This window comes from Paenibacillus sp. S02 (assembly GCF_019454065.1).
GTDB lineage: Bacteria > Bacillota > Bacilli > Paenibacillales > Paenibacillaceae > Paenibacillus > Paenibacillus polymyxa_B.
Genome location: NZ_CP073682.1, coordinates 4249997 through 4274495, shown reverse-complemented (window position 1 = coordinate 4274495; position 24499 = coordinate 4249997). Strand labels below are relative to the sequence as shown.

Genomic DNA, 24499 nt, shown 5'->3' with positions numbered 1-24499 from the left:
CTTTAGCAGGGGGAGGCTTTTTTGTATCTTTCCATAGAACGAGGGATTTCCTGTAGCGCTATAGGACATTCCCTAATGGGAACAGAGATGAATGAATTACATAATGAGAGTAAGCGAATGAGTCTTCCCTTGGAACTTGCGTTGGGATGATTCTTTCTAAAAAGGAGTGTTGGTCATCGATGAAAAAGAAATACAACCTCAACTTTTTTAAACCGATCGAAAGCTATTCGGGAAATTGGTCAATCCTTGAGGAAAAAAATAGAGAATGGGAAAACGTGTACCGTCAGCGTTGGTCTCACGACAAAGTGGTTCGGACGACTCACGGAGTGAACTGCACCGGTTCCTGTAGTTGGAAGGTTTTTGTGAAAAACGGCATCATCACTTGGGAGAATCAACAGATCGATTATCCTTCCTGCGGTGTAGATATGCCAGAATTTGAACCGCGCGGATGCCCGCGTGGGGCTACATTTTCCTGGTATGAATACAGTCCATTACGCGTGAAATACCCTTATATGCGCGGTAAGCTGTTGCTGCTTTGGCAGGCAGCCATTCAGGAACATGCCAATCCGGTGGAAGCATGGGCAAGCATTGTGGAAGATCCGGAGAAAGCCAAGCTCTACAAAGCAGCTCGTGGAAAAGGCGGTCATGTCCGTGTCGCTTGGGACGATGTCCTACGTCTGATCTCGGCGCAACTCATCTATACCATTCGTAAGTATGGTCCCGACCGGATCGCGGGCTTTACGCCAATTCCGGCGATGTCAATGATAAGCTACGCTTCAGGAGCCCGATTCATTTCGCTTCTCGGTGGACAGATGTTGAGTTTTTATGACTGGTATGCCGACCTTCCGCCTTCATCTCCTCAAATTTGGGGTGAGCAAACGGATGTACCGGAATCTTCTGATTGGTACAATGCGGGTTACCTGATTATGTGGGGATCGAACGTACCGCTTACCCGGACGCCAGACGCTCATTTTATGACGGAAGTACGATATAAGGGAACAAAAGTCGTATCCGTGGCTCCCGACTTGGCGGAGAATGTGAAGTTCGCTGACAATTGGCTTGCACCACATCCGGGTACAGATGCTGCCATAGCCCAGGCTATGACGCATGTTATTTTGGATGAGTTTTACAAAGATCGCCAAGAACCGATGTTCATTAACTATGCCAAACAATATACGGATATGCCGTTTATGATTCTGCTTGATCCACACGAAGGAGCCTGGAAAGGTGGACGTTTTCTACGGGCGAGTGACCTGGGCGATGCTTCGCCGCATGCGGACTGGAAGCCGGTCATATATGACGAAGCGGCGGGGGAAATGCTGGTCCCGAACGGTACGATGGGACAGCGCTGGGAGCAGGATAAGAAATGGAACCTGATTCTGGAGCGGGAAGACGGAACAAAGGTTGAGCCCGCACTCACTGTGGAAGGTCATGGTGAGCAATGGGAAGAAATCGTATTCCCTTACTTTGATAACGCGGGTAATGGAACATTCAAACGTGTAATTCCGGCCAAAAAAGTACGCTTGGCAGATGGCTCGGAACGTTACGTAGCAACCGTGTACGATTTGATGATGAGCCAGTACGGTGTCGCACGCAATGACAGCCCTCATAACGCCAAAAATTATTACGACGAAGCTTCGCATTATACCCCTGCCTGGCAGGAGAAGATCACAGGTGTGAAGGCGTCTGTTGTGGTACAGATTGCTCGGGAATTTGCTCAAAATGCTATCGATACTAAAGGGCGCTCCATGATTATTATGGGTGCGGGTATCAATCACTGGTTCAATAGTGACACGATCTATCGGTCCATCTTGAATCTTGTCGTGTTGACTGCTTCCCAAGGTGTAAACGGTGGAGGCTGGGCGCATTATGTTGGTCAAGAAAAGCTCCGCCCGATCGAAGGCTGGTCAACGATTGCCTTTGCAAAAGACTGGCAAGGGGCGGCTCGACAGCAAAATGCTACATCGTTTTTCTACTTTGCAACAGAGCAGTGGCGTTACGAAGAAAGTGGAACAGACACCTTGAAGTCACCGATTGGCGGAGATGTCAGTTACAGACATCCAGCAGACTACAACGTGCTCGCAGCGCGTCTGGGTTGGCTGCCTTCTTATCCACAGTTTAATAAAAACAGTCTGCTGTTCGCCGAAGAAGCTGCGCAATTAGGCAAGAAGTCCAACGAGGAAATCATTAATCATTCTGTGGAAGAGATTAAATCACGTAAGACACGCTTCGCTGTAGAAGATCCTGGGGCAGCCGAGAACTTCCCGCGCTCACTTTTTGTTTGGCGGTCAAATCTGATTTCCAGTTCGGCAAAGGGACAAGAGTATTTTATGAAACATTTACTCGGAGCATCTGATGCCCTGCTTGCCCGGCCGAATGAGGAACAGAAGCCTGAGGAAATCGTCTGGAGAGAAGATGTAGAAGGAAAGCTTGATTTGATGGTTGCACTTGATTTTCGGATGACAACAACTCCATTGTACGCGGACATCGTGCTTCCGGCGGCAACCTGGTACGAAAAAACAGACTTGTCGTCAACAGACATGCATCCTTTCGTGCACCCGTTTAATCCGGCTGTTAATCCACTGTGGGAATCCCGCGCGGACTGGGATATTTACCGCCAGCTTTCCGAAGTCTTTTCGGATATGGCAAAAGAGTACCTGCCAGGAACATATAAAGACCTTGTGACCGCGCCGCTCGCACACGATAGTATAGGCGAAATTTCACAGCCGATGGGTCTTGTAAAGGATTGGACGAAGGGCGAGATTGAAGCGACTCCGGGTAAAACCATGCCGAATTTCAGCATCATCGAACGCGATTATACTAAAATTCACGATAAATTTATCTCACTCGGTCCTAACTTGACTACTGGGAAAGCAGGTGCGCATGGCGTCAGCTTCTCCGTAGCGGACGAATATGAGGAAATGAAAAAGTTGAACGGAGTTTATTACGATGAGTCCATTAAAGATGGGCTGCCCAAAATCCAGACAGCTCGCCAAGTGGCCAATGCAATTCTTCACCTTTCATCCGCGACTAATGGACGGGTGTCGCAAAAGGCTTATGAGCAGGCAGAAGAGCTTCACGGTGTGGAACTCAAAGACATCTCGGCCGATCGGGCAGCGGAAAGGATCACTTTCCAAAGTATCACGGCACAGCCGCGTGAAGTTATACCGACACCGGTATTCACTGGATCGAACAAGAAGGGACGCCGCTATTCACCATTTACAACGAATATTGAACGTCTCGTTCCGTTTCGTACTTTGACGGGAAGACAGCATTTCTATATTGATCATGAGATTTTCCAACAATTTGGGGAATCATTGCCGATCTACAAACCGACTTTGCCGCCGATGGTGTTCGGCCCTCGCGACCGGGAAATAAAAGGCGGGCAAGATTCACTTGTACTTCGTTATCTGACACCGCACGGTAAATGGAATATTCACTCCACCTATCAGGACAACCAGCACATGCTGACACTGTTTCGCGGAGGTCCTACGGTGTGGATCAACAACGAAGACGCAGAGGCACATGATCTTGCTGACAATGACTGGGTAGAGGTATACAACCGTAACGGCGTCGTAACCGCCCGGACCGTTGTCAGCCACCGGATGCCAAGAGGAACGATGTTCATGTACCATGCTCAGGATAAGCACATTCAAGTGCCAGGCTCCGAAATCACGGATACACGCGGCGGTAGTCATAACGCACCGACAAGAATTCATCTCAAACCAACCCAGATGGTCGGTGGATATGCTCAGCTTAGTTATGGATTCAACTATTATGGTCCGATCGGCAACCAGCGTGATGTGTACGTTGCGGTACGTAAAATGAAGGAGGTTAACTGGCTTGAAGATTAAAGCTCAAATTGCCATGGTCATGAACCTGGATAAATGTATTGGCTGTCATACGTGCAGCGTGACATGTAAAACAACCTGGACGAACCGCAAAGGTGCGGAATATATGTGGTTTAACAATGTGGAAACCAAACCAGGTATCGGTTATCCGAAGCGCTGGGAAGACCAGGAATTATATAAAGGGGGCTGGCAGCTCCGCAAAGGGAAACTGGAACTGAAGTCAGGCAACAAGCTGTCCAAGATAGCACTGGGTAAGATTTTTTACAATCCAGACATGCCGGAAATGAAAGATTATTATGAGCCCTGGACTTACAATTACGAGCAACTGACCAACGCCGGAGAACAGAAGCATTCACCTGTGGCACGCGCGCATTCTGCGGTAACAGGTGAAAAAATGGATTTGGAGTGGGGGCCAAACTGGGAAGATGACCTGGCGGGTGCGCATGTAACCGGTCCGCTTGATCCCAATATTCAGAAAATCGAAGAAGAGATTAAATTTAACTTTGAGAAGTCGTTCATGGTGTATCTCCCACGGCTTTGCGAACATTGCCTAAATCCAAGCTGTGTCGCGTCCTGTCCTTCGGGCGCCATGTACAAACGGGACGAGGACGGAATCGTGCTCGTCGATCAGGAAGCCTGCCGCGGATGGCGGTATTGCATGACGGGCTGTCCATACAAAAAAGTGTACTTTAACTGGCAGACGAACAAAGCGGAAAAATGTACCTTCTGTTTCCCGCGTGTGGAAGCTGGCCTGCCGACAGTCTGCTCCGAGACATGTACAGGACGAATTCGCTACCTCGGCGTTATGCTGTATGACGCGGATCGGGTGCTTGAGGCCGCTTCTACGCAGGATGAGAAAGAACTTTACAAAGCGCAGTGCGACCTGTTCATGGATCCAAGTGATCCGGCAGTGATTGCTCAAGCGAGAAAAGACGGTATCTCGGAGGACTGGATCGAAGCAGCGCAGAACTCGCCGGTCTACAAGCTTGCCATTGAGCACAAGCTGGCATTCCCGCTTCATCCGGAATACCGCACATTACCTATGGTGTGGTATGTGCCACCACTTAGTCCGATCATGAATTACTTTGAAGGGAAAGACTCGATTGAGAATCCCGATATGATCTTTCCGGCTATCGAAGAGATGCGCACCCCCATTCAGTACCTTGCCAATATGCTGACGGCGGGCGACACGCAAACTGTGAAGGAATCCTTGCAGCGAATGGCTATGATGCGCTCCTATATGCGTGCCCAGTCCACAGGACAATCTTTCGATGAAAGCCGTCTTGAGCGCATCGGCATGACACCGCGGCAGACCGAGCAGATGTATCGACTTCTGGCGATTGCCAAGTATGAGGATCGTTTCGTCATTCCGACATCGCATAAAGAAGGATATTCGAATCCGTACCGGGCTCAAGGATCTGCGGGTTACGGCGATACCATGGGAAATATGGGTTCAGGCTCTGGATGTGACGGCTGTAGTATGGCAAGTTCAATGGGGATGGAAGAGCCCTTGAAAACGGGCAAAGAAATGTATGAAGAAAACTTCTACGGGGGTATTTGGCGTGATTAATGTAGCGAAGCTGTATGAATGCAAGCCATCATTCGGGTTTTTCGCCCAACAACTCATGTACCCGGAAAAGCTGGATTTTCATCCGGCTTTTCTGGAAGCATCGTTTGATCCAAACCATCCGGCATATACGTATGCGAACACCTACTGGTCCCTTATGCAAGAGTTCAGTATGGAAGAGATTCAGGAAATGTATACAGAAACCTTTGATTTTCAAAAAAATTGTGCACTATATATGACTTACTTTAAATTCGAAGATGCAAAAGAACGGGGACAAATGTTGGTCAAGTTAAAGGTGCTATACGAGATGTATGGTCTTGAAATGCCAGATGGAGAGCTGCCAGATTACCTTCCGCTCATGTGTGAATTTTTGTATGCCGCCGAATGGTCACAAGATCCGAAGACGACAGAAAACTTCCGCATGCCAATCGCGATCCTGGAAGACGGCACATATCATTTGCTTAAAGCGCTGGAAAAAATGGAAAGCCCGTATTTTCATTTGGTGAAGGGACTGCGCGAAACGCTTAAAGTTTGCGTAGAACAGGAGGCAGCCGCGCAATGATGATGCTAGAGCAGTTTTTATGGGTTATTTTCCCTTATATGTGCGTGGTCGTCTTTATTGTAGGGCATATTTTCCGCTATAGAAACGACCAGTTCAATTGGACAGCAAAATCAAGTGAGTTTATTGAAAAAAAACAATTGATGATCGGAAGTCTCTTATTCCACCTGGGTATTATCCCGGTTATTATGGGTCATGTATCCGGTCTGGGCATACCAAAAACCTGGATGCATGCACTGGGTGTAAACGATCATCTGTATCATATTGGAGCAGTTTATGTTGGTGGAATATTTGGAGCGATGACATTCCTCGGTATGTTGATTCTTACCTCTCGTCGTTTTACAATACGCAATGTGCGCCGTTTAAGTACAGCGTCTGATTTGATTGTAAACGTATTGCTTTTGGCCATTGTATGCATGGGGATGTTCGCGACTCTCGTAACGAATGCGGTACAGCCGGAATTCGATTATCGGGAGACGATCTCGATCTGGTTCCGCGGTTTATTCATATTCCGTGTTGACCCGACTCTGATGAGAGACGTACCGATGTCTTTCAGGCTTCATATACTTATGGGCTTTGCGATTTTTGCATTCTGGCCGTTTACCCGGCTTGTACATGTGTGGAGTGTTCCGTTGAATTATGTGCGCAGAAGTTATATCCTTTACAGAAGACATAAATCGAATTAGGAAAGCGGGCTCTGCCTTCTTTCCTAATTCTATTAGGAGAGAGCGATGAATAATAGGATGGATTATCAAAGGGAGCTTGAGCGAATACGCGAACATTTCGGTTATGATTTCATGGCGCTTGCTCTGGTTGAACCGGCCGAATATCAATACGTAATTAAATGGAAAAATGCAGCCGGTAATTTAAATGATCGCTTTAAGCGGATTGTGCTGCAATCCGGTAAGGGCATAGCAGGAATCGTGTTTAAAACCGGGAAATCCGTTTTCATTCCATCTATTTATCAATATGTGGGGGCAGACAACCTGTTTAACTATCCGATCGTTCAATCCGAGAAGCTCAAGAGTCTCGGGGCTGTTCCCCTATGGAATGATGCTCGCGTCGCGGGCGTACTGCTTGGTGGATTTCGGGAAGAACAGCTCATGACCGAAGCCATGATGCGTGATTTGGAAGCCTTGGCGCATAGGGGAATTGGAGAGTTGAACGGGAAGGAAGTGATGTGAATTGACATTGTCTTTAGGGACTGGCTCTTTGAGTGCGCTAATGGTGAAGTTGTTTGAGAACAGTACGGAAGCCATTTTCTTTTTTGATAGGCAAGGGAATACCCTAGCCATGAATCCGGCAGCAGAGGAGATTGTGGGCGATGACGTCCTCATTCAACTCTATGAAGGGAAGGAAAGAGCTTTATGTGGAACATGCAGGGGCTATACAAGCGAAACGGAGCCCCGTACCTGCCTTGACTGTTATTTCAATATGCCAGAATCCAAGGATTTCGCTTCTTTTCAGGTGTATCTGGAAACGAAGAGCAACGGAATGGTTCCCTATGCGGCTTCTTTTCACACCATTGATTCTGAACATGGAACACGGGTGCTGATGTTGAGAGACTTGACTCCGCAATTTCAGACGCAGGAAAAATTGTATCAAAACAAAATGATGAAGCATGTCATTGAAGCGCAGGAAAATGAGCGCAAACGGCTTTCCAGGGAACTGCACGACAGTGTGGCCCAGGAATTGATGAGCGCGGTTGTTGAACTACGGGTGTTAAAATACATGACGAATGATGAACAGCTCATCAAAAACATGAAGCAGACTGAAGCATCCATGACGCGATTGTTGGATGATATCCGCAACCTGTCTGTGGAATTACGCCCCGCTACACTTGATGATTTTGGGCTTGAAGCGGCATTTCGCTCCCATTTTAAGAGGGTTGAACAAAGCTTTGGTCTAGTAGTTGAATTTGTGTCGGATCTTTCCCAAAAGCGATATGGAAGTGAAAAGGAAACGGTCATTTACCGTGTCTGCCAGGAGGCTGTTCTCAATGCCTTGAAGTACGCCCAGGTAGATATGGTTAAAGTTTCTTTGACTGAGCACGATCATACACTTCGTTTGACTGTAGAGGACGATGGAATTGGCTTTGAAAAGGGGAGCAAGCCTATTGGAACGGGATTAGGTTTATATGGCATGCAGGAGCGAGCAGAGTTGGTAGGTGGAAGTTTTGGCGTCCTTTCAAATGTTGGTCAGGGAACCAAAGTCTTTTTACAAATTCCGATTGGCCAAGAGGAGGAATAGAGACTTGATCAAAATTGTGTTAGCGGATGACCATGCTATTGTACGAAGCGGATTTTCCATGATTTTGAACTTCCAATCGGATATGGAGGTTGTCGGAACGGCTGCGGATGGCATTGAAGCGTATACGATGGTAGCTAAATATCGTCCGGATATTCTAATCATGGATCTCAGCATGCCCCCAGGCGAAAGTGGATTGATCGCTACAGGCAAGATTAAAGAGGACCACCCTGATACTAAAATTCTGATTCTGACCATGCATGACGATGAAGAATATCTTTTTCATATTTTAAAGAATGGTGCTTCAGGATACGTTTTGAAAAACGCTCCAGATGAGGAGCTATTGCTTGCTATACGAACCATTCATGGGGGTGGGACTTATATCCATCCTAAAATGGCTACTTCTCTCGTTCGTGAATTCATCAAAAAAGATACGACGTCACAATCAGAAGATCCTTATGAGATCCTGTCCAAGCGGGAGCTGGAGATTCTACCTCTGGTCGCAAAAGGTTACGGTAACAAGGAAGTTGCGGAAAAGCTGTTCATCTCTGTCAAGACGGTGGAAGCGAACAAAGCGAAAATCATGGAGAAATTGAATTTAAGAAGCCGGCCTGAACTGGTCCAATATGCATTAAAGAAAAAAATGCTGGATTTTTAGCCGATGAATGGAGGAAATCCGCGTGCTGGAAAATGAGAAACTGCGCTTTTCCAAACCTGCCATGCGTATTCTTGAAAATGAGCATCGCTATCTAACCTATCTGATGGATGAATGGCATGCTATTGTATTGTGGTTTGAGCAGCACAGAATACTAGATTTGGAAGAAGGCCGCAAGCAACTGGAAAAGCTGAGAATGCAGATTATCGATTTTAGGGTACCCCTCAAGAAACATACCGAAAAGGAAGAAGAACACTTCTTTTCTCTGCTAGGAACCTACATTGGTTTTGAACAGGGACCACTCGTCGGTATACAGGAGGAGCACCGTGAAATAGAGGGCTATATCGATCATTTTCTTTATCAGACGGAGGGCGATCTGAGTTTGCTCACGCTTGATGAGATTCGAGAGGCGACCAAGAACGCGGGGGAGGCCTTCGAAGTCCTGACTGTACATTTTATAAAAGAGGAAGCCGTACTTTTTCCTATGGCAGAGCAACAGATCAATCGGAATGATCTGACCAAGTTATGTGACCAATTAAATACGCTTATCTCTTGAATTGACCAAGCCGCTTCCTATAGAAGCGGCTTTTTATATTTTCAGGGAGTCCCCTGCCAGGTAAAGGGGAGTCCCCTATATTCGAATGGATGGGCTAGCGGCTACAATGGGGACAGAAAATTCAAATCAATAATTCGACAGAAAAAACGTTGAAAAGGTGAGTTAAATGATTAGAAAAATGCAGTTGCCGTTACAAACATTGAACTTGATTCTTGGATTCATGGTATGGGTTATCATTTCTTCTCTTATGCCGTTCATTACGGAGGATATTGCTATTCCACCCGGAAAATTGGCCATGGTCACGGCAATTCCGGTCGTGCTTGGTTCGATTCTGCGCATTCCGCTTGGTTATTATGCCAACATCTTCGGAGCAAGAATCGTTTTTCTCGTTAGCTTTATTTTGCTTTTGTTTCCCGTCTACTATATCAGTGAAGCTTCTACGATGATGGATTTAATTATCGGTGGCTTGTTCCTTGGGATTGGAGGAGCTGTGTTCTCGGTTGGGGTGACTTCGCTGCCGAAGTATTATCCAAAGGAAAAGCATGGGTTTGTAAATGGAATGTATGGCATTGGAAATTTGGGAACAGCCGTCACTACCTTCTCGGCCCCTATTGTGGCTACTCAAATTGGCTGGGCCCCTACAGTGAAGCTGTATCTCATTTTGCTGCTTGTTTTTATCGTTTTGAATTTCTTCTTAGGGGACCGTCATGAAGCTAAAGTAAAGACGCCCATTATGGAACAGATCAAAGGGGTTTACAAAAATGAAAAGCTTTGGTTTTTCTCGCTCTTTTATTTTATTACATTTGGCTCATTTGTAGCGTTCACAGTGTACTTGCCGAATTTCCTGGTATCGAATTTTGAGCTGACTAAAGTGGATGCAGGGATGCGTACAGCAGGCTTCATAGCGATTGCCACTTTCTTCCGTCCCATCGGTGGCTGGCTGGCGGATCGGTTTCAGCCCCTGTTCCTGCTGGTAGGCACGTTCTCTGTTTATACGGTCGCTGCGATTCTTTTGGCTTTTTCACCAGGGATTACCCTTTATACAGTAGGCTGCTTGGCGATCGCTGTATGCGCTGGAATGGGGAACGGCGTCATTTTCAAGCTAGTTCCATTTTATTTTAATAAACAGGCAGGCATAGTTAACGGAATTGTATCCATGATGGGCGGCCTCGGTGGCTTTTTCCCTCCGATCTTGTTGTCGACGATTCATGCCGCTACTGGCCAATATTCCATTGGATTCATGCTACTCTCCCAAGTGGCGCTGGCTAGCCTGATCCTCGTTATATGGCTGTATTATCAAGGGACACAATCTAATGAATGAACGTTATTCCAGACAGATCTTATTTAGACCTATTGGTGGCGAAGGGCAGCGTAATTTATCCGCTGCTGTCGTCACCATTATCGGTTGCGGGGCACTGGGTTCCGCCATTGCCGAAACACTGGTAAGAGCGGGCGTTGGGGAGCTTCATCTTGTTGACAGGGATTATGTAGAGGTGTCGAATCTGCAACGTCAGCAGTTGTTTACGGAGCAGGACGCCGCGGAAATGCAACCTAAGGTTATGGCAGCCGAAAAAAGGCTGAAAGCCATACGAGAAGACGTGAGGTTGCACACATATCTCGATAACTTGGATGCCGAGCTTGTTCAAGAACTTGCCAGCAAAAGTATATTGCTGATGGATGCTACGGACAATTTCGAAACTCGTCTGCTTATCAACGATGCTGCACTGAAGACAGGAATTCCATGGATTTATGGAGCCTGTGTTGGAAGCACAGGCGTTGTTTTTCCATTCGTGCCGGGCGAGTCAGCTTGTTTACGCTGCCTTCTGCCATCACTGCCTGCGATCAATCAGACCTGCGATACGGCTGGAATCATCTCGCCTGCAGTCCAGGTGACAGCAGCCCTCCAATGTGCAGAAGCCATGAAGTGGCTGAGCGGCAGACGTGATAAGATGCGCCGCAAGGTTCATCTATTTGATCTATGGGAGAACACGCAGATGGACATAGGGATTTCCCGCATCCGTAACCAAGAATGTCCAACCTGTGGAGAGCATCCTACGTTTCCTGCACTAACAGCATCACGTCGCTCGGCGTATGCGGCTCTGTGCGGACGGAACGTGGTACAGGTTCTTCCAGACCCACATCGTCCGATCACGCTTGATGATGCAGAGAAAATGGGCAGGCTTATGGCAGATCGTGTAAAAAGAACCCCTTATTTCGTTGAATTTTATGCTTTTAAGCATCGAATGATTTTATTCAAAAACGGAAGACTTCTCATACACGGTGTACGGAGTGTTGCCAACGGTCAAAAACTATATCATCAGCTGTTCGGTTAAATGAGATATAGATACAAAAAGCAGAAACATTTAAAAGAGTCTGTCACCGGAGAGTGGCTTGTCCGGTGGCTGGAAGGTGGAAAAGATGAGTGTATTTGAAATTGTGACGGAGCCCATTATCCCGCAGGCTTATGCGGATTATGTCCTAAGGCCGGAAGCAGGAGCGGTGACTATTTTTACAGGGCACGTACGAGAATGGACTCAAGGCGTACGGACCTTATACCTTGCTTATGAGGCCTATGTCCCTATGGCTCAAAAAAAACTCGCAGAGATTGGTCGCGAAATCGAACAGAAATGGGAAGGAACGCGAGTGGCGATCGCGCACCGCATTGGCGAGCTTCAAATCGGTGATATCGCCGTTGTCATTGCCGTTTCTTCACCTCACCGTTCGGATGCGTATGAGGCGAATGAATACGCGATCGAACGAATCAAAGAAATAGTTCCTATTTGGAAACGAGAGATTTGGGAAGATGGAACGCAGTGGGTCGGAGATCAAAAGAAAAAGCCAGGGGAGATCAGTCATGATTAAGCTGTACTACTTTGCGGGACTCCGTGAGGTGACGGGAAAAGCAGAAGAATTGGTAGATTTGGCGGGCCAAACGGTAGGCGATTTATCCAATTGGATATCAGATCAATATCCAGATATGCCGATCAAGTCTGTGCGAATTGCGATAAACGAGGAGTATGCGTTGTCTACGGATGTATTACAGGATGGAGATATTGCAGCCTTCATTCCCCCAGTCAGCGGCGGCTAATGATAACGATGCTAAACAACTAGAAAGGAGGGGGCGTATGAATTTTCATCCACTGAAAGACAAGTTGCAGCGGCCGATTCGTGACCTGCGTATATCGGTTACAGACCGCTGCAATTTCCGCTGTTCCTATTGCATGCCTAAAGAAATTTTCGGTGACGATTACGCCTTTCTTCCCCAAAATGAATGTCTGTCGTTTGAAGAGATTCACCGGCTGACGAAGCTCTTTGTATCCCTGGGTGTAAAAAAGATTCGACTCACGGGCGGCGAACCATTAATGCGCAGGAATCTATCCGACCTGGTCTCCCAAATCCTGTCCATTGACGGAGTGGAAGATGTCGGCTTGACCACCAACGGTGTGCTGCTAAGACAGCAGGCTAAGCCTCTCTATGACGCGGGGCTACGACGGCTTAATGTCAGTCTGGACGCTCTGGACCCCGAGCTATTTGGACGGTTGAATGGGCGGGGGATTAAGCCTGATGTTATTTTGAAGCAGATCGAATATGCAAGAGAAATCGGCTTTGAAATCAAGGTCAATATGGTAGTTCAAAAAGGCGTTAATGACTCGGAGATTTTGCCGATGGCCGCTTATTTTAAGGAGCAGGGAATAACCCTTCGCTTTATCGAGTTTATGGATGTAGGTAATGACAACGGATGGAGCTTCAAAAAGGTACTAACCAAAAAAGAAATCGTTGAACGACTTAAGAATGCGTACGAGCTGGAGCCGATGGATCGGGATTACTTTGGAGAAGTGGCAAAGCGTTACCGTTATAAAGACAGCGACGCACAGATTGGTTTTATTACTTCGGTTTCTGAATCGTTTTGTTCGTCTTGTACACGTGCCCGTTTATCGTGCGATGGCAAGTTTTATACATGTTTGTTTGCTTCAGGCGGATTTGATCTACGTCAGATGCTTCGTAATGGAGCGAATGACCAGGAATTACTCGATGTGATTACTTCAGTATGGGAACAACGCACAGATCGGTATTCCGATGAACGTACGGAGCAGACAGCCAACAACAAAAAAAAGATTAACATGTCCTACATTGGCGGCTGACATTTTATACCATGAAAATGTGCTGTATTTGATGTGGTTGCCTCGAAAAAGAAAGCGCAAACATTTTTGTTGGCAAAACTTAAATTTGATGTTATTATGATCTTGGGATTGTTACTGAAAAGGCAAAACCCGAGGCATGGAATTAGATTTCCATGTGTTGGGTTTTGCCTTTTCTTTTTAGAATACAAGCTTTACGATATCCTGCATGCTATGAATATCTGGTCAGCCATAACGCAGAAAGGTGAGTGATATAAAGCCTTACAAGTGCTGAACAACAAAGATGATGACGTCGACCAACGAATCGACATCCGAAAAATGATGTCATAGGACGTGGTTAACCGACTATATTCATTTTCAAAACGGAATATCAGATCGGTTTGGAAGCACTCAAGATCATTCAGGGAAAACGTAAGGCTTTGTCTCTTATTATGAATGCGTTTTCATAACACGAAATTGTAAATCAATACATTTGAATTTGATTTACGACGAAGGTTTGATCGGCTATTACCGTCTTGTGACCTATCTGAAATTTCGCCCAGCAACTAAATCCTTTTTTAAATTTGATGGGATAAGGGGGGCAGTTAGATGATCATAACGAAGATATTTAATAACAACGCCATAATAGCCAAAGATCAAAAAAGAGATGAATTTGTTGTTATGGGTCGTGGTATTGCATTCAAAAAGAGTGCAGGTGAACAAGTAGAAGAGCATCTAATTGAAAAGGTCTTTGTGCTTAAACATAAAGATGCTTCAGAGAAATTTAAGTTATTGTTGGAGGATGTTCCATCAGAATATGTTTCGTTATGCTATGACATCATTGAATATGGAAAAAGCATATTAGAAGCACAATTGAGCGATTATATATATGTTTCGCTTACGGATCACATGAACAATGCATTTAAAATGTTTGATGAAGGGTTTAAAAATGCAAATCCATTAATTTGGGAGATTAAAAAATTTTATCCCAAAGAATTTGCGGTTGGATTAAAAGCACTGGAGTTCATTGAAGACGAAACAGGCAAACGTTTGTCAGAAGATGAAGCAGGTAATATTGCTCTTCATTTAATAAATGCTCAAGTAAACAGCTCCTACAACAAGGTAGCAGATGTTGCTCAGCAAACTCAAAAAATACACGACATCTTGAATATTATTAAATACTCTTATAATACCACCATAGATGAACACTCGATCAGTTATGAGCGATTTATTACACATTTAAGATTCTTCTTTCAGCGATTAAATAAAAAAGAAAAAGTAGAACTGGAAGACGATTTTTTGTGGAGGCAAGTGAAAACAAAGTACAAAAAGGCTTATGGCTGCATGCTGAAGATTGAGAAATACTTGGATATGGTATTGTCAGATGAGGAAAAGCTGTATATAACGATTCATATTCAGCGTGTGACCCAAAGACAAAATTGAATAACTCTTGGATTGTTACTGGTAATGCAGGCGAAACCAACCTAGATCGAATTTGATCTATTTTGGTTTTGCCTTTTTTTATAAATACAATTAAAGGGGAAGTTACAATGAAGTATGAGACATTAGCAAAAGACATCATCAGTAATGTCGGCGGCAAAGAAAATGTGAATAGTCTAACTCATTGTATTACACGCTTGCGCTTCAAACTAAAAGATGAGAGTAAAGCCAATACAGAGGTTTTAAAAAATATGGATGGTGTTGTCACTGTGGTAAAGAGTGGCGGGCAATACCAGGTTGTTATAGGTAACCATGTACCTGAGGTTTATGCTGATGTTACTGCTGTAGGCGGTTTTCAGACAGGAGATTCAGAAGAAGCATCAGGTGAAAAAATGAGTTTGTTCAATAGATTCATTGATACCATTTCAGGTGTATTTACACCTACGCTGGGTGTCTTAAGTGCCACAGGTATGATTAAGGGCTTCACCGCCTTATTTGTAGCTTTGGGCTGGCTGGCCACTACATCGGGTACCTATCAAATTCTCAATGCTTTAGGTGATTGTTTGTTTTATTTCTTTCCTATTTTCCTGGGGTATACGTCAGCTAAAAAGTTCAATGCCAACATTTTTATAGGTATGGCTATAGGTGCATCGCTTGTGTACCCAACATTTAGCACGATAACAGCCTCGGGCAAACCACTATACACTCTATTTAGCGGTACTATATTTGAGTCACCGGTATATATCACCTTCTTAGGTATTCCGGTCATTCTGATGAGTTATGCGTCAACCGTTCTTCCGATTATCATATCCACCTATGTAGGCTCAAAAATAGAAAACTTCTTTAAAAAGGTAATCCCTAGCGTAGTGAGAACATTTTTGGTTCCGTTTTTCACATTGCTAGTTATTGTACCCTTAGCGTTGATTGCGATTGGACCTCTCTCGACTTGGGCAGGTCAACTGCTGGGCGCTGGAACCCTCTTTGTGTATAACTTAAGTCCGATTATTGAAGGTATGCTCATGGGCGCTTTCTGGCAAGTGTTTGTTATCTTTGGATTACACTGGGGACTTGTTCCTATCGCTATGAACAATTTAGCAGTGCTTAAATTCGATCCGATTCTTGCGGCTACGCTGGGAGCTTCCTTTGCTCAGACGGGCGTCGTACTGGCGATCTTGTTTAAAACCAAAAATGTAAAACTGAGATCACTTTCCATTCCAGCTGTCATCTCCGGGATTTTTGGTGTGACAGAACCAGCAATTTACGGGATTACATTACCACGTAAGAAACCATTTATTTTAAGCTGTATAGCATCCGCAGTAGGCGGCGGTATTATAGGAATGATGGGAACTAAAGGTTACATTATTGGTGGATTGGGTATTTTCGCTATCCCGAGCTATATCAGTCCGGCAGGAATAGACAACGGATTTTATGGGGCTGTTATCGGTATCCTGGTAAGCTTTGTATTAGGTTTCTTGCTTATGTTCTTTGGCGGATTTAAAGATGATGAAGTGAAAGAAACAAAAAAGGAAGACAGTACACCAGGAGCGGCAAAAGGAGAAGTTTTAGTAAAACAAGAGACGGTGATGAGTCCATTAAAAGGTGAAGTGAAGTCTTTATCTGAAGTAACAGATGAAGCCTTTTCGACAGGTGCTCTGGGTAAAGGGATTGCCATTGAACCTTCTGAAGGTAAGGTCGTTTCACCTGTAGATGGTGTATTAACATCATTATTTTCGTCAGGTCATGCGATTGGAATTACAAGTGATCACGGTGTTGAGGTCCTCATCCATGTAGGCAAAGATACGGTCAAATTAAAAGGCAAACATTTTTATCCTAAAGTAAAGCAGGGAGATGCTGTTAAAAAAGGCCAGCTGCTTATGGAGTTTGATATGGAAGCTATAAAAGAGGCTGGTTATGTTTTGACCACACCTGTTATCGTTGCCAATACTACGAATTACCTGGATGTCATTGAAACAGAGAAGAAGGAGATTGAGTATCAAGAGGATTTATTGACCGTCGTAGTCTAATCTTAATTAAATGTTGAGGAGGAATTAACAATGAAAAATACAACTAAATTGGAATTTCCACAAGGATTTTTATGGGGAGGTGCAACGGCTGCCAACCAATTTGAAGGTGGATATAATGAAGAAGGTAAAGGCCTAAGCACTGCTGATGTGATTACGGCTGGAACACATACGACTTCCCGAAGAATTACACCTATACTGGAAGAAGGAGTGAACTATCCGAGTCACGAGGCTATTGATTTTTTCCACCACTATCAAGAGGATATCCGCTTATTTGCAGAGATGGGATTCAAGGTCTTTAGAATGTCCATTGCGTGGTCAAGAATATTTCCTAACGGAGATGATGCAGAGCCGAATGAGCAAGGCTTGCAGTTCTATGATCGTGTATTCGCAGAATTGAAAAAGTATAATATTGAGCCTTTGGTTACAATCTCACATTATGAAGCACCGTTTCATTTGACCCAAAAATATAATGGTTGGTCAGATCGCAGAGTCGTAGATTTTTATGTGAGATATTGTGAAGTGCTTTTTAACAGATACAAAGATGTCGTGAAATACTGGTTAACCTTTAATGAAATCAATATTTTAACCTTGTCATTTGGAGCATTCATGGCTGGAGCTATGATGCCGGAGGGGAATGGAGAGCTTGCCCATGCTACAGTGAAGGATGAGCAGGTTCTGTATCAGGCGTTGCATCATCAATTTATTGCCAGTGCAAAGGCTGTAAAGCTGGGTCATGAAATCAACAAGGACTTTAAAATCGGTTGTATGATTGCTTATATGTGTTCCTACCCACTTACATGCCATCCTGATGATATTCTGCTAGCTCAACAAAAGGATAACTTAAGTAATTTCCTATGCTCAGATGTTCAAGTAAGAGGAGCTTATCCGGGATTTGCCAAACGCTATTTTAGAGATCATAACATTCAGATCAAAATGCAAGAAGAGGATGAGGACATCTTAAAGGAAGGTTGCGTAGATTTCTATACTTTCAGCTATTATTCCTCTACTTGTGTCAGTGCCGATCCCAACCAGGAGAAGGTGGGAGGAAATTTATCTATGGGCTTAAAGAATCCTCATTTGAAAGCAAGTGCCTGGGATTGGCAGATCGATCCACAGGGATTGAGATGGTCCCTCAATAACATTTACAACCGATATGAAATCCCGTTAATGGTTGTTGAAAATGGCCTTGGCGCCGTAGATACAGTGGAAGAAGACGGCTCCATTCACGATGATTATCGAATTGATTATCTAAAGCAACACATTGAGCAAATGAAAGAAGCGATTGCTGATGGAGTAGACCTAATAGGGTATACGCCTTGGGGATGTATTGATCTGGTAAGTGCGGGAACCGGTGAAATGAAAAAGCGTTATGGGTTTATATATGTCGATAAGGATAATGAAGGCAAAGGAACACTTGCCAGATCCAGAAAAAAGAGCTTCTATTGGTATAAGAATGTGATTGAAACCAATGGAGAGCAGTTGAATTAAATCTTAGTGCCTGTTTCATAAAAGTCATACCGTCAGCGCGTGCCAATTTTAATCGGTACGCGCTGCTTGTATTTATTATGAAGTGAAAACAATACCTTAAATGGATATGCATCCCGGCTGTAAAAATGGATTCCCTTCAGGAAACTACGGATATTGTTTATAGGTAGGGGCTCAACATCATCCATATTATTTTTAAATTCACTAAACACATGGGGTGAAAATGTCGAAATAGAAGATAGGACTTATATTAAAATATAAGGAAGTGGATACATATTATGAATCAAGTAGAAGCTGTTTTGACCGCCATGCCATTTATCAAAGAAGCTGCACGACAAGATGTTTCAATTTCCGTAATGGACAGGGAAAAATTTCTGTTCTTTCAGTCGGGTAAAAGCTTAGTTTATGACTTCAAAGCAGGCGATCCTCTTCCTGATGTACACAGAGACTTCAAAATGCTAGTAGGCGGTGAAAAGACCAGAGAGCGTTACGCTGCTGAAGTTTTCGGCATCGCTGCTGATTCTTACTTTCATCCGATTAAGAATGAACAGAATGAGATCGAGGCCGTAATGTGTATCACCTATAGTATGGATAATCAAGATCAACTGAAGAAGTTGATGACTCAAGCCGAGGATGTTACAAGCAAGCTAGTTGAAGGGATTCAGCATGTGGCGGCCCATTCGGAGGAGCTTAGTGCGACTGCTGAAGAAATTTTAAGCAATACTAAACAGGCGGTTGAGGACTCCGGTAACGTGACTGAGGTGGCCGGCTACATTAAGGAAATTTCAGAGCAGACGAACTTGCTTGGATTAAATGCGGCAATTGAAGCAGCCCGAGTGGGTGAGGCAGGAGCTGGTTTTGGGGTTGTGGCTACAGAAATCCGAAAAATGTCCACGGGCACCAAGGAAGCAACCGGACGGATTGAACAGTCCTTGCAAGCCGTCAGACAATCGGTTTATAACATGGAACAAGAAATCACACAAATTGCGGTTTCCTCCCAAGAGCAAGCCAAGCTTGTAACGGAATTTATGAATATTATTGATCAATTAAATGTAACCAACCACGGCTTGAGAGGGTTAGTAGAAAAAATTACGGATGATGTTGAAGCAGAATAAAGAATGAAAAAAAGTCTCGGTCTGTGAATTGTACATTCCGTAATGGAAATGTAGATTACAGGCCGAGACTTTTTCTAATAGTAAATATTTACGAGTATTGTTGGTTTAACAGTGCAGTATCATAATACTCTTCGAAAGATTTGATTTTATTGTTTTCAAATTTAAAGATCTGGACATAGATCCCGTTGTATTTTATTTTTTTATTTTCTCCCCATGGTCCATTCGCTGTGATATCAATATGGCTGCGTGTTTTTGTCACAATCGTGTTAGGATTTTCTCCGACTATAAACTCATCGATGGTCCATTCGAATGTCCCTTTCAGATCATTAAAAATGGGATTAAAGAAGCCTTTTACAGCATCCCATCCTTCTTGAACAGAATTGTGCAAAACTGCCACATCATCAGTGGTAAATGGGGTAATTACAGCCGGATTATCTTCAACCCACAAAGAATAAAACTTGTCCGTATCTCCTAAATATAAAGAAAAAAAGTCTATAATGACATCCATGTTCTTTTTAGCAACTTCATTCTCGCTGTTGAATGAAGCATTAATAGTTACATTTTTAATCTTTTTGGGATTCATGCTGTTATTCTCCTTTATAAAAAGATTTTGAACCATCACCTTTTCATTTGGCAGATGGCTGTCCAGCTTCTATTTACATCATTAGTATAAAATATAGGCACTTAAATAATAATAGACTGATTTTTAAGAGTGTTAAAAATGTAGACAAATACTTCATAGTGTACAAATGTAAAATAAAATTTTGTGAGGGCTAACATGATTCGAAAAACAACTCCTAAGGAACTTCTTGCTGAATCTTTGATAGACTTAGCCAAAATACATCCGATTCAGTCCATCACCGTAACGGATATTACTGATAATTGTCAGGTCAGCAGACAGATGTTTTATTATCATTTTTCCAGTAAATATGACCTGATTTCATGGATATATAGTGATAAGGCAGATAAAATTATTGAACAATATATAGAAAAAGAGCCTTGGGGACGTGTTGCCGGGAGAATTGTTGAGTTTATTAAAGAGGATTACATCTATTTTAAAAAGGCTTTTGACGACAATACGCACTTGTCTTTTTATAATAATATCTTTAACTATACGGTTGAATGCCACACCAATTATATTCTTAAGAAAACAAATAGGACTTCGTTGCCTCCCGACATCCTTTTTGCTATAAGGTTTAACGCTTATGGAGGAGTGAATGTGACTAAGGACTGGCTTGAGAACGGCATGAAGGAATCTCCAGAGCAATTAGGCGAATTAATATTCTCTGCGATGCCCTTGCCTATAAAAAAACATTTTCATTTAGATGAATAAATGCCGCGTAGAGGATACAGATATGAATTTGAATGAGTTAAATGAACAGAGTTACTCCGAACTAGAAGAATATGGGGTACATGTATTTCTGAATGAGATTCATTATCCATAATCAAATCTTTTCCGATATAATAATGAAAAGAAGCTGATAGAACAGATACTACCTCAGAGAGGTGATTTATAATGACCGTTGACATCCTCGTACGTAATAATGTAAAAGTGCTGGGCTCAGGCAGCCAAACGATCGTATTTGCTCATGGCTTTGGATGCGATCAGGATATGTGGCGTTATATCGTCCCTAGCTTTATCGACAACTACCAAATCGTCTTATTTGATTACGTAGGTTCTGGAGATTCTCAAATTAAGTACTATGATTCAGAAAAATACAGCGACTTACAAGGGTATGCCCAAGATGTGCTAGATATTATGGAAGCGCTAGAATTAAGAAATGTCATATTCGTCGGACACTCCGTTAGTAGTATGATCGGAATGCTTGCTTCTATCCGCAATCCCCAATATTTTGAGCGCATCGTCATGCTCGGTCCCTCTCCTCGTTATGTGAATGACCTCCCCTATTATTATGGAGGCTTCGATAAGAGTGACATCGATGAATTGCTTGATATGATGCAAATGAACTTCATCGGCTGGGCTAGTTACCTGGCACCCATTGTTATGCAGAATCCTGAACGACAGGAATTAACCGAAGAGTTGGAGAAAACCTTTTGCTCAAGAGACCCTCATATTGCACGACAATTTGCGGAAGTGACTTTTTTTTCGGATTGCCGTGTCGATCTCCAGCATGCTTCGGTTCCTACACTGATTCTCCAGTGCTCGGACGATAGCATTGCTCCGATTGAAGTAGGGAATTATTTACATACTCATCTTAAAAACAGCAGGCTTCAACAGATGAGGGCAAAGGGGCATTATCCTCACTTAAGTCAACCAGGAGAAACAAGCGATCTGATTAAAGAGTATTTAGCCAGTGTGTAATATCAGAAGAAAGGCAGTCATGAAATGGATATTCAATTAGATAAAGCTCCCTGTGGATATTTCTCAATCTCGGATTCTGGCTTCATTCAATCGGTGAATCAAACTTTATTGGATATGCTACTTTATGATCGTAATGAATTGCTCGGACGGCCGATTGAATCCACAATGTCTGTTACCAACAAGCTATTTTTTCATACTTATTTTTATCCCTATATTCAGTTGTACGGGCATGTCGATGAGATGTACTTCTCGTTTAGGACAAGTGATCGACAGGATGTGCCTGTACTTCTAAACGGGGTACGCCAGGAACGCAACGGAGAAACTGTTATTGATTGTGTAGTGCTTATGATGCGTAAGCGAATTGAACATGAGAGAGATATTCTGCAGACCAAAACCAAGCTTCAGGAATTATATCAGGCTACGAATGAAGCGAACCAGAAGCTTGAACGGTTGCACGAAGAATATGAAATCAAACAGCAGGAGCTAGAAAGGATTAATCTCCAGCTTGAAACGATGGCATCAACGGACCCATTAACCGGTCTTAAAAATAGAAGGTATTTCCAAGATCAATTACTAGCTAGCCTCGCGTCCTTTCGTGAGAGTGGAATATCTTTTTCGCTGCTTATCATTGATATTGATCGTTTCAAAAGTATTAACGATACTTATGGTCATCCAGTGGGTGACCTAGTTCTTACGAATCTGGCAGAATTACTGCAATCCATGTCACGGGACAGGGACATTGTCGCTCGGTATGGCGGCGAGGAGTTCGTAATTATTCTTCCGGGCAACGATCAAGAAGAAGCTATTCTTACAGCGGAAAGATACCGCTCCACGACGGCCTCGATGGATTGGGGAGAATATGCTATTACTGTGAGTATTGGTGTGGCAACGGTTATGCAAGAGGATACGGAACAAACAATTGTTCATCAAGCGGATTTAGCTCTGTATGCTTCCAAAAGTGGCGGGAGAAATCGGATCACTCATTCAGCAAATCTTGTAAAGAGATAGATATAAAGAGGGGAACAAATGGGGAAAGCGTACAAGCTGGACTGTGATACCTGTACTTATACTGAGAACATATTTGTAGGATTTGGTCTTGCATATATGAGTTTGGAATCCGTTGCTTCGTTTGTAAAGGATGCTGCCCTTAAACGATGTATTGAGGAATTCATAGGCAATCCTTCGACGAGATATGATGCTTATGACGCTCTATATGTGTGCCCGGACTGTCAGGCTATACGCAATGAATTGTTTATAGAGATGAAATCCGACTCATCCCAGTACAGGATTTCTTATGCTTGTCCTAGATGCACGAGTGTCATGAAACAGGAACACATTGAAAACAATGTTCTTCATCATTTAAGCTGTCCAGCATGTGAGAAGGGTAAATTGAAGGCAACGTTTTATATGGATTGGGATTAATAGACCCCCGAATGTCTCCACAGCTTACTCCAATAGGTCTGGTCAAACCATACAAATTCAGCTACTATTATTGATAACGATTCTCATTCGAAGAATCAGGATGAATGAAAACATTTGAGGTGGACGCTTGTGAATTCAAATTCGTTATCATTAATATATCAGCATTATTTGGAAAAAAAACCGTTCAGACAACAGAACGAGCATACGTATATGATTTTACCGGAAGCGGGCCATGGACATATCTACCGAGTTACAACTTATAGTGGGATTGAGATCGTGTATTCGCATATTCAATATCACGAGCCGTATCCGACGAACTTTGCTTCCAGTGGACAAATGATTGAACTCCAATTTGCGCTTTCGGGTCAACGTCATGTGAATGTGGCTGGGTTGGATTATACACTCCCGATGGGACAGGGGGCACTTATTTTTTTACAGGATTTTAAAGCGTGCTTTCATCCTCCGGTTAACGAACAATACAAATCATTTGCACTTGGCATTCCGATTTCGTTGTTTAATTTTGCGGCTTCACAGTTAGCGGCTCGTCGGCAGGTAGCTATTGAATTTAATCAAATTCTTAAGGGAGCTGCATTCCATCACTTTAGTTTTGAACTGGATCACAGAAGTATAGTGATGATTGAACATTTGATCAGAGACTTGAAAAGTGTGCATAAATCGCCTTTGTTAATGGAAGCAGCGGCACTCGAGATTTTAAATCGATTTATGATTCAATTATTTGATTTAACACCTATGCCCGAAGGTTTGTCTAAAGAAGATGTCAGAAAGCTGCATATGGCTCGGGAGATACTTGAATCCAGCATGATTGATCCCCCCTCACTGATCACATTATCCAAAAAGGTTGGATTAAACGATTTTAAATTAAAAAAAGGATTCAAAGCCTGCTTTGGAACTACTGTATTTGAATATTTGCGCCAAATTCGTCTTGATTATGCGATGAAACTGCTCCGAAGCCAAGAAAGCAATGTGACTGAAGCTGCGATGGCTGTAGGATATAGCAATGTGAGTGCATTTTCAGAGCAATTTTTCCGGGAATACGGAGTGAAGCCATCGTCCTTAAAGAAGGTATTTTAAAATAAAAATCCGTTTAACCGTAGAATAATCCGTATATAGGCAGTA

22 protein-coding genes are annotated in these 24499 nt (G+C 43.5%); 21 read left to right on the top strand and 1 reads right to left on the bottom strand.

All coding sequences use genetic code 11. The features are described from left to right. Positions 1-179 precede the first annotated feature (179 nt). From KAI36_RS18955 to KAI36_RS18875, 17 genes are all read left to right on the top strand, one after another. Complete coding sequence (locus KAI36_RS18955) at positions 180-3854, top strand: nitrate reductase subunit alpha (protein ID WP_220025719.1); 3675 nt, start codon at positions 180-182, stop codon at positions 3852-3854. Further along, positions 3844-5421, top strand: coding sequence for a nitrate reductase subunit beta (gene narH, locus KAI36_RS18950; RefSeq protein ID WP_028542275.1), 1578 nt, complete (start codon positions 3844-3846; stop codon positions 5419-5421). The genes KAI36_RS18955 and narH overlap by 11 nt, the downstream gene beginning before the upstream one ends. Then, the gene (gene narJ / locus KAI36_RS18945) at positions 5414-5980 is read left to right on the top strand and encodes a nitrate reductase molybdenum cofactor assembly chaperone (RefSeq protein ID WP_220028170.1); all 567 of its coding nucleotides are present in this window, start codon (positions 5414-5416) and stop codon (positions 5978-5980) included. Before narH ends, narJ begins: the two co-directional genes overlap by 8 nt. After that, positions 5980-6663, top strand: coding sequence for a respiratory nitrate reductase subunit gamma (gene narI / locus KAI36_RS18940; protein ID WP_081365995.1), 684 nt, complete (start codon positions 5980-5982; stop codon positions 6661-6663). The genes narJ and narI overlap by 1 nt, the downstream gene beginning before the upstream one ends. 45 nt (positions 6664-6708) lie before the next feature. Continuing rightward, positions 6709-7161 (top strand): GAF domain-containing protein, encoded by a 453-nt coding sequence (locus tag KAI36_RS18935; protein ID WP_023989701.1) that lies wholly within the window; start codon positions 6709-6711, stop codon positions 7159-7161. A 1-nt stretch (position 7162) separates the two neighbouring features. Beyond that, positions 7163-8227: a PAS domain-containing sensor histidine kinase gene (locus KAI36_RS18930; RefSeq protein ID WP_025718072.1), complete on the top strand. Its 1065-nt coding sequence runs from the start codon at positions 7163-7165 to the stop codon at positions 8225-8227. Positions 8228-8234: 7 nt separating this feature from the next. Further along, positions 8235-8882, top strand: coding sequence for a response regulator transcription factor (locus KAI36_RS18925; RefSeq protein WP_023989699.1), 648 nt, complete (start codon positions 8235-8237; stop codon positions 8880-8882). A 22-nt stretch (positions 8883-8904) separates the two neighbouring features. Beyond that, positions 8905-9435 (top strand): hemerythrin domain-containing protein, encoded by a 531-nt coding sequence (locus KAI36_RS18920; protein WP_220028169.1) that lies wholly within the window; start codon positions 8905-8907, stop codon positions 9433-9435. 166 nt (positions 9436-9601) lie between these two features. Further along, positions 9602-10756 carry a nitrate/nitrite transporter gene (locus KAI36_RS18915; RefSeq protein WP_025718066.1) on the top strand — a complete coding sequence of 385 codons (1155 nt, stop codon included), beginning with the start codon at positions 9602-9604 and terminating at the stop codon, positions 10754-10756. Then, positions 10749-11768 carry a ThiF family adenylyltransferase gene (locus KAI36_RS18910; RefSeq protein WP_220025718.1) on the top strand — a complete coding sequence of 340 codons (1020 nt, stop codon included), beginning with the start codon at positions 10749-10751 and terminating at the stop codon, positions 11766-11768. The genes KAI36_RS18915 and KAI36_RS18910 overlap by 8 nt, the downstream gene beginning before the upstream one ends. 85 nt (positions 11769-11853) lie before the next feature. After that, complete coding sequence (locus KAI36_RS18905; RefSeq protein WP_028542280.1) at positions 11854-12297, top strand: molybdenum cofactor biosynthesis protein MoaE; 444 nt, start codon at positions 11854-11856, stop codon at positions 12295-12297. After that, on the top strand, positions 12290-12523 hold the full coding sequence (locus tag KAI36_RS18900) for a MoaD/ThiS family protein (RefSeq protein ID WP_220025717.1): 234 nt from the start codon (positions 12290-12292) through the stop codon (positions 12521-12523). Before KAI36_RS18905 ends, KAI36_RS18900 begins: the two co-directional genes overlap by 8 nt. A 37-nt stretch (positions 12524-12560) precedes the next feature. Continuing rightward, on the top strand, positions 12561-13577 hold the full coding sequence (gene moaA, locus KAI36_RS18895; RefSeq protein WP_220025716.1) for a GTP 3',8-cyclase MoaA: 1017 nt from the start codon (positions 12561-12563) through the stop codon (positions 13575-13577). A gap of 585 nt (positions 13578-14162) precedes the next feature. Beyond that, positions 14163-14996 carry a BglG family transcription antiterminator LicT gene (licT, locus tag KAI36_RS18890; protein WP_013311326.1) on the top strand — a complete coding sequence of 278 codons (834 nt, stop codon included), beginning with the start codon at positions 14163-14165 and terminating at the stop codon, positions 14994-14996. A gap of 107 nt (positions 14997-15103) precedes the next feature. After that, the gene (locus KAI36_RS18885) at positions 15104-17017 is read left to right on the top strand and encodes a beta-glucoside-specific PTS transporter subunit IIABC (protein WP_220025715.1); all 1914 of its coding nucleotides are present in this window, start codon (positions 15104-15106) and stop codon (positions 17015-17017) included. A 30-nt stretch (positions 17018-17047) separates the two neighbouring features. Further along, on the top strand, positions 17048-18505 hold the full coding sequence (locus KAI36_RS18880) for a glycoside hydrolase family 1 protein (protein WP_220025714.1): 1458 nt from the start codon (positions 17048-17050) through the stop codon (positions 18503-18505). Positions 18506-18780: 275 nt separating this feature from the next. Next, positions 18781-19617 (top strand): methyl-accepting chemotaxis protein, encoded by an 837-nt coding sequence (locus KAI36_RS18875; protein WP_023989690.1) that lies wholly within the window; start codon positions 18781-18783, stop codon positions 19615-19617. 88 nt (positions 19618-19705) lie between these two features. On the opposite strand, the gene KAI36_RS18870 is transcribed toward KAI36_RS18875, so the two are convergent. Beyond that, positions 19706-20200: a nuclear transport factor 2 family protein gene (locus KAI36_RS18870; protein WP_103744716.1), complete on the bottom strand. Its 495-nt coding sequence runs from the start codon at positions 20198-20200 to the stop codon at positions 19706-19708. Between the two features lie 195 nt (positions 20201-20395). Here KAI36_RS18870 and KAI36_RS18865 point away from each other — a divergent pair, with 195 nt between their 5' ends. From KAI36_RS18865 to KAI36_RS18850, 4 genes are all read left to right on the top strand, one after another. Next, positions 20396-20950, top strand: a complete 555-nt coding sequence (locus KAI36_RS18865; protein ID WP_103744715.1) for a TetR/AcrR family transcriptional regulator C-terminal domain-containing protein — start codon at positions 20396-20398, stop codon at positions 20948-20950. A gap of 183 nt (positions 20951-21133) precedes the next feature. Beyond that, positions 21134-21940 carry an alpha/beta fold hydrolase gene (locus tag KAI36_RS18860; protein ID WP_025718044.1) on the top strand — a complete coding sequence of 269 codons (807 nt, stop codon included), beginning with the start codon at positions 21134-21136 and terminating at the stop codon, positions 21938-21940. 24 nt (positions 21941-21964) lie between these two features. After that, positions 21965-22948, top strand: coding sequence for a sensor domain-containing diguanylate cyclase (locus tag KAI36_RS18855; protein ID WP_103744714.1), 984 nt, complete (start codon positions 21965-21967; stop codon positions 22946-22948). Between the two features lie 543 nt (positions 22949-23491). Continuing rightward, positions 23492-24454 carry a helix-turn-helix domain-containing protein gene (locus KAI36_RS18850; protein WP_103744712.1) on the top strand — a complete coding sequence of 321 codons (963 nt, stop codon included), beginning with the start codon at positions 23492-23494 and terminating at the stop codon, positions 24452-24454. The last annotated feature ends 45 nt before the right edge of the window (positions 24455-24499 follow it).